This is a genomic window from Streptomyces sp. NPDC057617 (genome assembly GCF_042800555.1).
GTDB lineage: Bacteria > Actinomycetota > Actinomycetes > Streptomycetales > Streptomycetaceae > Streptomyces.
Map to the genome: position 1 here is coordinate 557,758 of NZ_JBHVGV010000004.1, position 8,232 is coordinate 565,989.

Consider the following 8,232-nt stretch of genomic DNA (forward strand, 5'->3'; position numbering starts at 1 on the left):
CCTCCGCATGACATGACAAGAGAGGTTGATCTTGGACGCGAAAGTTCTCGAAGCGCAGCAATGGGTGAACGCCACCTACGGAAGCGTTACGGGCTACACACGGGCCCCGGAGGACGGCCGCACCGGCTGGTCCACCATGAACGCCTTGATCATGGGACTCCAGCACGAGCTGGGCATCAGCCCGGTCGTCGCCAGCTTCGGGCCGGGCACGATGTCCAGACTCCAGGCCATCGGCGACATCGGGTTCGGCTGGAACCAGAACAGCAACATCGTCCGCATCATCCAGCACGGCCTGTTCTGCAAGGGCTACTGGGGCGCCAACGGCTACGGCGAGTACGGCGCGGTCACCACCGAGGCCGTCAAGGCGATGCGTCTCGACATGGGACTGCCCGACGGAGGCATCGGCACCGCGGGCGGCCAGACCACCCCCTCCATCTTCAAGTGCGTCCTCAACATGGACGCGTACATCAAGGTGGCCGGCGGCACGGACGACATCAGATCGATCCAGCGGTGGCTCAACGGCCGCTACTGGCAGAAGAGCGCCTTCAGCATCGGCCCGTGCGACGGGATCTACTCCCGTGACGTGCAGAAGGCGCTGATGACGGGGCTCCAGTACGAGCTGGGTATCGCCGCCCCCAACGGGAACTTCGGTCCCGCCACTCAGGCCGCGCTGAGGACGAAGAACCTGGGCCAGGGCGACTCGGGCGTGCTGGTCGAGATGTTCTCGGCCGCGTGCGTGTTCAACTCCCCGGTCCCGTCGGGCACCAGCGACACGGGCACGCCGACGACATGGCGCAGCAGCTACGACGCCACACTCGTCGAGTTCGTGAAGGCGTTCCAGAAGTTCTCCAGGCTGGCGGAGTCGGGCCGGTCGGACTACCAGACATGGGCGCAGCTCCTGGTGTCGATGGGCGACGCGGACCGTCCGGCGACCGGCAGCGACACCCGGTTCGAGATCACCGCGTCGCGCGCGAAGTATCTGCGCGACAACCTCTACGAGGTCGTGGGCCGCTATCTGTACGACCCGCCGGGCTCGACCCTGGACAAGGAGATCAAGCCCGGAGAGCTCAAGACGATCTTCGACGCGGGTCTGAAGGTCTTCCCGATCTACCAGGACAACGCGCGCCAGCTCTCCGACTTCACGTACTCGGCGGGCTATACGCACGCCCTGAACGCGCACACGCTGGCCGTCGGCTACGGCTTCAACCGGGGCACGACGATCTACTTCGCGGTGGACTACGACGCCACCCAGGAAGAGATCGACTCGGCGATCGTGCCGTACTTCCACGGTGTCGCCGCTGGCCTGGCGTACAACGGCAAGCGGTACATCCACGGCGTGTACGGATCGCGGAACGTCTGCGCGAACGTGACGAAGCGGACCGCGGCCCGCTACTCCTTCGTATCCGGTATGTCCTGGGGCTTCTCCGGGAACCTCGGCTTCCCGCTCCCGGCGAACTGGTCGTACAACCAGATCAAGGAGTTCCAGGTCACCAACGGGTCGGACGTCTTCGACCTGGACCGTGATGTCGTCTCGGGCGCGGACCCGGGCCAGAACTCCGTCAACAGGCCCGCGGGGCCGGCGGACGGCTTCATCAACTACATCGCGAGCCTGCTCCAGCTCGCGCGGGAGTACGGCAAGGGCAACGCGAATCAGCTCGTCATGGAGTACGTACGCCACAGGAGCTACGGCGGCGGGGACTGGGACTTCCTGATCGGCGAGTACGACCACGGCTTCAGGGACTTCGCGAACAGCCGCGGCATGTCGGTGATGGAGGAATTCAAGGATCCCTTCACCGGACACGAGCTGGGCGCCGAACACCTGATGGCGTCGGCGAACGGGCATTTCGTGGCGTGGAAGCCGAGCAACCCCCGCTCGGTCAACGAGGGCGATGTCGCCGGGTGGGGCGGTGACCTGCTGACGTTCTACGCCGACTGGCGTCACGCCAAGGACACCTACCCGTCGGGTTACCAGTTCGCCATGGAGAAGCTGGCAAAGGTCGGTGTGGCCGCCAGCTTCGGCTTCAACGACCTGATCGAGGACGCGGACGCCTGGCTGATAGCCGACGCGGTACGCAACAACAACAAGGACATCCTCACCGCGGTGCAGGACCTCTACAACGGCGGCGGGGGCCTCAGGCGCTTCCAGCGGTACTGGCAGGGCCGGTTCAGCGGGAACACGGAAGACGCCAAGTTCCTGGCGCACAACATCCTCACCGCGGCCGACGACAAGGAGGTCGTCGCGGCGCAGGTCGGTCTGATCTCGGTCCGCGGCGGTATCCTCACGCTTCCCGCCATGCTGGACTACGACGAACTGGAGCCGTTCGAGAAGGGCTTCGTCGATACGCTGCTCGCCCGCACCGGCGAGGAGTCCCGGATGGCGGCCACCTACCGGAAGAATCACGAAACGTATCTCCGCGCCGCGAACGCCCGTGCCGCGGCGCGCGCACAGAAGGATTAGCTCATGCGCCGGTTGGGTCCAGTGGCGTGGCTCGCCCTTGCTGTCGTCTCCGCGCTGCTGCTGGGAGTCGCGCGCTTCGTCGGCGTCTTCTCCAGCGGTCTCGACATCGTCGAGGCCTGCGACGCCGCCGGTCAGCCCTTTGACGACCAGTACTGGGCCGAGCGCGAACGGGAGGCGGAGCAGTGGTTCCCGGTGCACAACAAGTGCAACGCCCACTACGACCTCGTTTCGGTCTGGGTCAACCCGGCCATCGTTGTGTTTGTGCTGCTGATCGTCGTGTGTGTGGGGGCCGCCGTGTGGTCGGCGCGCTCCCGTTCGAGAGCGAGGAGAGGAAAGTCGTGATGGTTGGCGAGTTTTCGCGGCGCCGGTTCGTCGGTGCGGCAGGCGCGGTCGCCGGTACGGTCATGCTCGGCTCGATGGGCACGGCCGGCCCCGCGGCCGCAGCCGGCCCGGCGTCCGGCGACGCGTGGCAGGGCGACCTGTCGGCGAACGGCTGGCCGGTCCTGGAGGAGGCCGGGGAGTTCGGCATCGAGGGCAGCGGTCAGTCCGTACGCCTGGCCAACGGCGAGGCGGCCGTGATCCTGCTGTACGTGGCGCGCCGTTTCCACTACGAGATCGACCAGCTCCGAAGAGGCGACGTACACGGCCACACGCCGTCGCGCCGGATCCATGAGCCGTACGAGTCGAACTACTTGTCCGGCACGGCGATCGCGATCCGCCCGGACGCCTACCCGATGGGCGTCAAGGACGGCCTGTACCCGCACGAGCTGCTGATCGTCCGGGACATCCTTGCGGAGCTGGACGGCTCTGTTGTGTGGGGCGGTGATCTGAGCACGCCGAAGGAGTCACACTTCGAGATCGCGCTCAAGCCCGGCCACCCGAAGGTGAAGGGCGTCGCGCGCAAGATCCAGGGCTGGAACGACACCCCGGGCGAGGGCGCGGGCGCGGTGGACGCGTTCCTGCCCGACCGGCTTTCCCGGGCAAAGGCGTTCGCGCGCCGGGCCGCGTAGCGAACGCTCTGAACCGGCGGCGTGCAGCGTACGCCGTGGAACGGAGTGGGCCCCCGCCGGAAATCGGGCGGGGGCCCACTCCGTGTGCACTGCGGCGGTGGGCACAGGAGTGGGCGGGGGACATCGCGGAACGGCTGCGGAACTGGAAGCTCCGGAGGATGCCGGGTGACCGCTGGTCCCCGCGTACGCGGAGTTCGTGCCCGGTCAGCCGTCGGATTCGTCGGGTGCGGGGGCGTATCCGCCGATCCGTGGCGGGGAATCTTCGCGAGAGCAACACACGGAATACGCACGGCCTCCCGTCGGCGCCGTTACGTTGTAGGCCGCTCGATCCTGAGTGCGAACACTTGAACCGGTCGCCGGAGTTCCTGGTGGCGCAGTCAGCACAGAAAAGATCGCGGATGGACTACTGCTCCTCGTGCCGTCGGACGCTCAACGGCGCTCTCGTGTGCCCCGGGTGTGGCGCGTACGCTCCGGATATCGCGCCGCCCGGGTATCAGGGCCGGGGCGCGGCGCCAGCGGCCCCTGCGACTCCGGAGGCGTGGCGCGGGCGGGGCTTTCCGGTCGCCGCGGACTACTTCGGTCCCGCGTCCCGTCTCGGTGCCGAGTCGTCGGCTCACTCCGAGATATCCGAGCAGCCGGTCGCGGACGCGGCGGACGGTTCGGACGACGGGTCGGCCGGCGCGCTGGCCGGCGACTCCGAGTACGCCGTCTCGGCCGCCGCAGCGGCTTCCGCCATCCCCGTCACCGAGGGCCGTGCGGCCCGGCGGCGGGAGTTGGCTCGTTGGAAGAAGCAGCGGCGGCGGGCCGTGGTCGCGTCGACCGTCGCGCTCGTCGGGGGCGGGCTGACCCTCGCCGTACTGCCGTCCCGGCCGTCCACCGGCCATGACGCGCAGGCGTCCGCGGCGCCCGAGCCCCATGCCGCGGCCACGAGCCTGGCGGACGCCACCGACACCGACTCGTCCACCGTGCGGCCGCGCACCGGCGATCCGCAGGGCTCCGCCACGCGTACTCAGCCGCCCGCGATCAGCAGCCCGCCGCGGAACGCCACCACCGTGGTGACCACCACCGCTACGAAGCGCCTCCAGCAGACCACCGTCGCCACCCGTCCCACCGCGACGACCAGCCCGCAGGCGCGCACCGCACCGGTAGCGAACGTACCGATCGACGAGGCGCCCGCCACCGCCGATCCCACGGCGCCCCCGCAGCAGACGACCACACCCCCGCCGCCGCCCCCTCCCACCGACGACTCCACGGCGGAAACCCCGCCCTCGAGCCCCCCACCGACCGCGGAGGAACGGGACCGGCTCTGCCTGCTCGTCATCTGCCTCGGCTGATCAACGCGTCGGGCGGCGGTTCGCCCGCCCTCAGACCTGACCCGTTGTCGCTGTCGCGTGTGGGGTGGTCGTGCCCCAGCTTGCGAGGAGGCGGAGGGCCTCGTCGGAGGGGGAGCCTGGTTCGGCGTGGTAGATGACCAGGATTTGTTCGTCGTCGTCGGGGAGGGACATGCCCTCGTACGAGAGGGTCAGCGGGCCGACGAGCGGGTGGTGGAGACGCTTCACGCCGTGACTTTTCTCCTTCACGTCGTGGGTGGCCCAGAGGCGGCGGAATTCGTCGCTCTTCACGGACAGTTCACCGACGAGCGCGGACAGTTCCGGGTCGTCCGGGTAGCAGCCCGCGTACAGGCGTAGCGAGCTGACCAGGTCGGATGCCTTGGAGTCCCAGTCGACGAAGAGGTCGCGGTAGGCGGGCGAGAGGAAGATCAGGCGCGCCCAGTTCCGCTCGCGGAGCGGCAGCTCGCCCCAGTCACCGAAGACCGCCGCGGCCATGCGGTTCCAGGCGAGGACCTCGGAGCGGCGGCCGCTGACGTAGGCGGGGACGCCGTCCATCACCTCCAGGAGCTGGCGCAGACCCGGACGTACGTGCTGTGGGCGGGTGGCGGCCTGGCGCTTCTTGTGGGGCTTGCAGCTTGCGAGGTGGTTGAGGTGGGCGTGTTCCGCGCCGGTGAGCCGGAGGGCGCGCGCGATCGAGTCGAGTACCTCCGCCGACACATTGCGCCCGTTGCCCTGCTCAAGGCGGGTGTAGTACGCGACGGACACCCCGGCGAGCTGCGCCAGCTCCTCGCGCCGAAGGCCCGGTACGCGCCGGTGGCGGCCGAGGTCCGGCAGGCCCACGTCCTCGGGCTTGAGCCTGGCCCTCCTCGTACGCAGGAACTCGACCAGCTCGGCCCGGCGGTCGAGGGGCTCGGCCGTACCGGAGGGGGCCGGGGGCTCCGCCGTACCGGAGGCGGGTAGTGGCGCCGCCGTACCCGTGGCCGTACCGCCGGCCGCACCGGAAGCGCCGCCGGCCGCGCCCGGAGCGCCGAATGCGTTCGCCCGATCGTCCATGCCATCCAGTATTCCTGGAATTCCTGGTCGTACGCCCAGAAGCCTGACCCCACCAGTAGTACGACCACTGAACGTACGCAAACGGGAGGCCTGGGTAATCCCACGCGCCAGCACCATGCTGGTCGGCATGCCCGCACCAGTCGGTTCCGGGCGCGGAATGATCTTTCTAGGAGACCCCCCAGGCATGACCACCGTTGCCGCATACGCCGCTCCCGCCGCCAAGGCTCCCCTGGAGCGCACCACGATCGAACGCCGTCCGGTGGGCGCTTTCGATGTCCTGATCGACATCAAGTTCGCCGGCATCTGCCACTCGGACATCCACCAGGCCCGCGACGGCTGGGGCGGGGGCATATTCCCCATGGTTCCCGGCCACGAGATCGCCGGCGTCGTCGCCGAGGTCGGTTCCGGAGTCACCAAGTTCGCCGTCGGCGACCGCGTGGGCGTCGGCTGCATGGTCGACTCCTGCCGCGAGTGCGAGAACTGCCGGGCCGACCTGGAGCAGTACTGCCTCCAGGGCAACATCGGCACGTACAACGCCCGCGACAAGAACGGCGACCCCACCTACGGCGGCTACTCCGCCCAGGTCGTCGTCGACGAGAACTTCACCCTCCGCATCCCGGACGGCCTCTCCCTCGATGTCGCAGCGCCGCTGCTCTGCGCGGGCATCACGACGTACTCCCCGCTGCACCACTGGAACGCCGGCCCCGGCAAGAAGGTCGCGGTCGTCGGCATGGGCGGTCTCGGGCACATGGGCGTCAAGATCGCGCACGCGCTGGGCGCCGAGGTGACCGTACTCAGCCAGTCGCTGCGCAAGAAGGACGACGGGCTGCGGCTGGGCGCCGACCACTACTACGCGACCAGCGACCCGAAGACCTTCGAGGAACTGCGCGGCACCTTCGACATCATCCTCTCGACGGTCTCCGCGCCCATCAATCTCGACGCGTTCCTGTCCCTGCTCAGGACGGACGGCGCGCTGGTGAACGTGGGCGCGCCGGAGGAGCCCGTCTCGCTCAACCTCTTCTCCCTGCTGGGCGGCCGCAAGACCCTCGCCGGCTCGGGCATCGGCGGAATCCGCGAAACCCAGGAAATGCTGGACTTCTGCGCCGAGCACGGCCTGGGCGCGGAGATCGAACTGATCGAGGCGAACCAGATCAACGAGGCGTACGAGCGGGTGCTGGACAGCGATGTGCGGTACCGGTTCGTGATCGACGTCGCGACGATCTGAGCGGGCGCGGAGTTTTGCGCGGCCGGAAAGTCTCGGCGTTCGGAAAGTCTCACAGAATCACCAAATTTAGGCCGCAGATGTAATAGGAAGTGCCAGGAACCAGACGGTTCCTGGCACTTTTCGTTTACGACCGGTCAGGTCTGGCCGAGAACACCGTCCGCCCACTCCATATTGCTGGCCAGTTGTCAGACCCGTGTCCTACGGTGCTGATTGGTGGCTCACGGGGGAGCCGCCGGGCGACTAGGGGGATGCGTGGTGAGTACGTCGTGAGTACGGAGGCGGCTGCGGCGCTGGTGGAGCGTATCGCCGAGCGGCGTGCGGGGGTGGGGGATCCGCGGGCTCTGGTGGGGGAGTTGCGGCGGGCGTTGGTGCTGGTGCCTTTGGTGGGTGGGGGGTTGTGGACGGCGGAGCTGGGCGGGGTGCGCTGGGTCTGCGGGTTCACGGATGAGGCCGCTTTGGCGCGGTTCGCGAAGGCGCGGGACGGCGGGGACGGGCAGGTGTCCGGGCGGGAGTGGGAGTTCGCGGAGATTCGGGGTGCGCGGCTGCTGGATGAGGTGGTTCCGGCGATGGGGGTGCCGGCGGGGGTGGCGGTGAATATCGCGGATCCGGATGGGTCGATGCTGTTTCCGCCGGTGGTGGGGATTGTGCCGGAGGCGGTCGCGGTGGACGCCGGCGCTGTCGACGCGGACGCCGGCGCGCGTGACGGGGGGCGGGGCCGGTGAGCGGTTTCGAGGATCTGCGGTTCGACGAGGAGAGTGTCCGGCGGATCACCGAGGGTCTGCGGGGTGCGATAGGGGAGTTGCGGGAGGTGGGCACCGGGACCGGCGCCGTACTCGGCAAGGGCTTCTCGGAGCTGGCCATGACCGGCATGGAGGCGGGGCATCGCGGTCTGGCGGTGGATTTCGAGGATTTCTGCGAGCGGTGGGAGTGGGGGGTGCGGGCGCTGGTCCAGGACGCGAACACGATCGCGTCGACGCTGGGGCTGGCGGCGGGGCTGGTGTGGGAGGAGGACCAGTACATCCAGGGGACGTTCAAGATCGCGGTGAACGCGGCGGTGGGCAATCCGCATGCCTCGGAGGAGGAGATCACCGGGCAGGGCTGGGGTGATGTGCTCACGCCGGATGCGCTGAGCCCGGACTACAGCGCGGAGTCGTT

The 8,232-nt window shown here is 68.8% G+C and carries 7 protein-coding genes and 1 pseudogene; 7 read left to right on the forward strand and 1 reads right to left on the reverse strand.

Annotated elements, in window-relative coordinates:
* Positions 1-31: 31 nt before the first annotated feature.
* The 4 genes from ACFU9P_RS13995 to ACFU9P_RS14010 all read left to right on the forward strand — a co-directional run bounded on the left by ACFU9P_RS13995 (position 32) and on the right by ACFU9P_RS14010 (position 4,802).
* Positions 32-2,458: a glycoside hydrolase domain-containing protein gene (locus ACFU9P_RS13995; RefSeq protein ID WP_384079983.1), complete on the forward strand. Its 2,427-nt coding sequence runs from the start codon at positions 32-34 to the stop codon at positions 2,456-2,458.
* Positions 2,459-2,461: 3 nt separating this feature from the next.
* Positions 2,462-2,800: a hypothetical protein gene (locus ACFU9P_RS14000; protein WP_384079985.1), complete on the forward strand. Its 339-nt coding sequence runs from the start codon at positions 2,462-2,464 to the stop codon at positions 2,798-2,800.
* Positions 2,800-3,468 (forward strand): hypothetical protein, encoded by a 669-nt coding sequence (locus ACFU9P_RS14005; RefSeq protein ID WP_384079988.1) that lies wholly within the window; start codon positions 2,800-2,802, stop codon positions 3,466-3,468. Before ACFU9P_RS14000 ends, ACFU9P_RS14005 begins: the two co-directional genes overlap by 1 nt.
* Before the next feature lie 368 nt (positions 3,469-3,836).
* Positions 3,837-4,802 carry a hypothetical protein gene (locus ACFU9P_RS14010; RefSeq protein WP_384079991.1) on the forward strand — a complete coding sequence of 322 codons (966 nt, stop codon included), beginning with the start codon at positions 3,837-3,839 and terminating at the stop codon, positions 4,800-4,802.
* A 30-nt stretch (positions 4,803-4,832) separates the two neighbouring features.
* Here the strand turns inward: ACFU9P_RS14010 and ACFU9P_RS14015 are convergent, their stop codons facing one another.
* Positions 4,833-5,852 (reverse strand): helix-turn-helix domain-containing protein, encoded by a 1,020-nt coding sequence (locus ACFU9P_RS14015; RefSeq protein WP_384079994.1) that lies wholly within the window; start codon positions 5,850-5,852, stop codon positions 4,833-4,835.
* Between the two features lie 184 nt (positions 5,853-6,036).
* Between ACFU9P_RS14015 and ACFU9P_RS14020 the strand changes: the two genes are divergently transcribed.
* From ACFU9P_RS14020 to ACFU9P_RS14030, 3 genes and pseudogenes are all read left to right on the forward strand, one after another.
* A complete protein-coding gene (locus tag ACFU9P_RS14020) occupies positions 6,037-7,077 on the forward strand; it encodes an NAD(P)-dependent alcohol dehydrogenase (protein WP_384079997.1) in 1,041 nt (346 codons plus the stop codon).
* Between the two features lie 248 nt (positions 7,078-7,325).
* Entirely contained in the window at positions 7,326-7,799 is a 474-nt protein-coding gene (locus ACFU9P_RS14025; RefSeq protein ID WP_384080000.1) for a hypothetical protein, read from the forward strand.
* A pseudogene (locus ACFU9P_RS14030) lies at positions 7,796-8,232 on the forward strand (hypothetical protein); the annotation flags it as partial. The gene ACFU9P_RS14025 and the pseudogene ACFU9P_RS14030, both read left to right, overlap by 4 nt.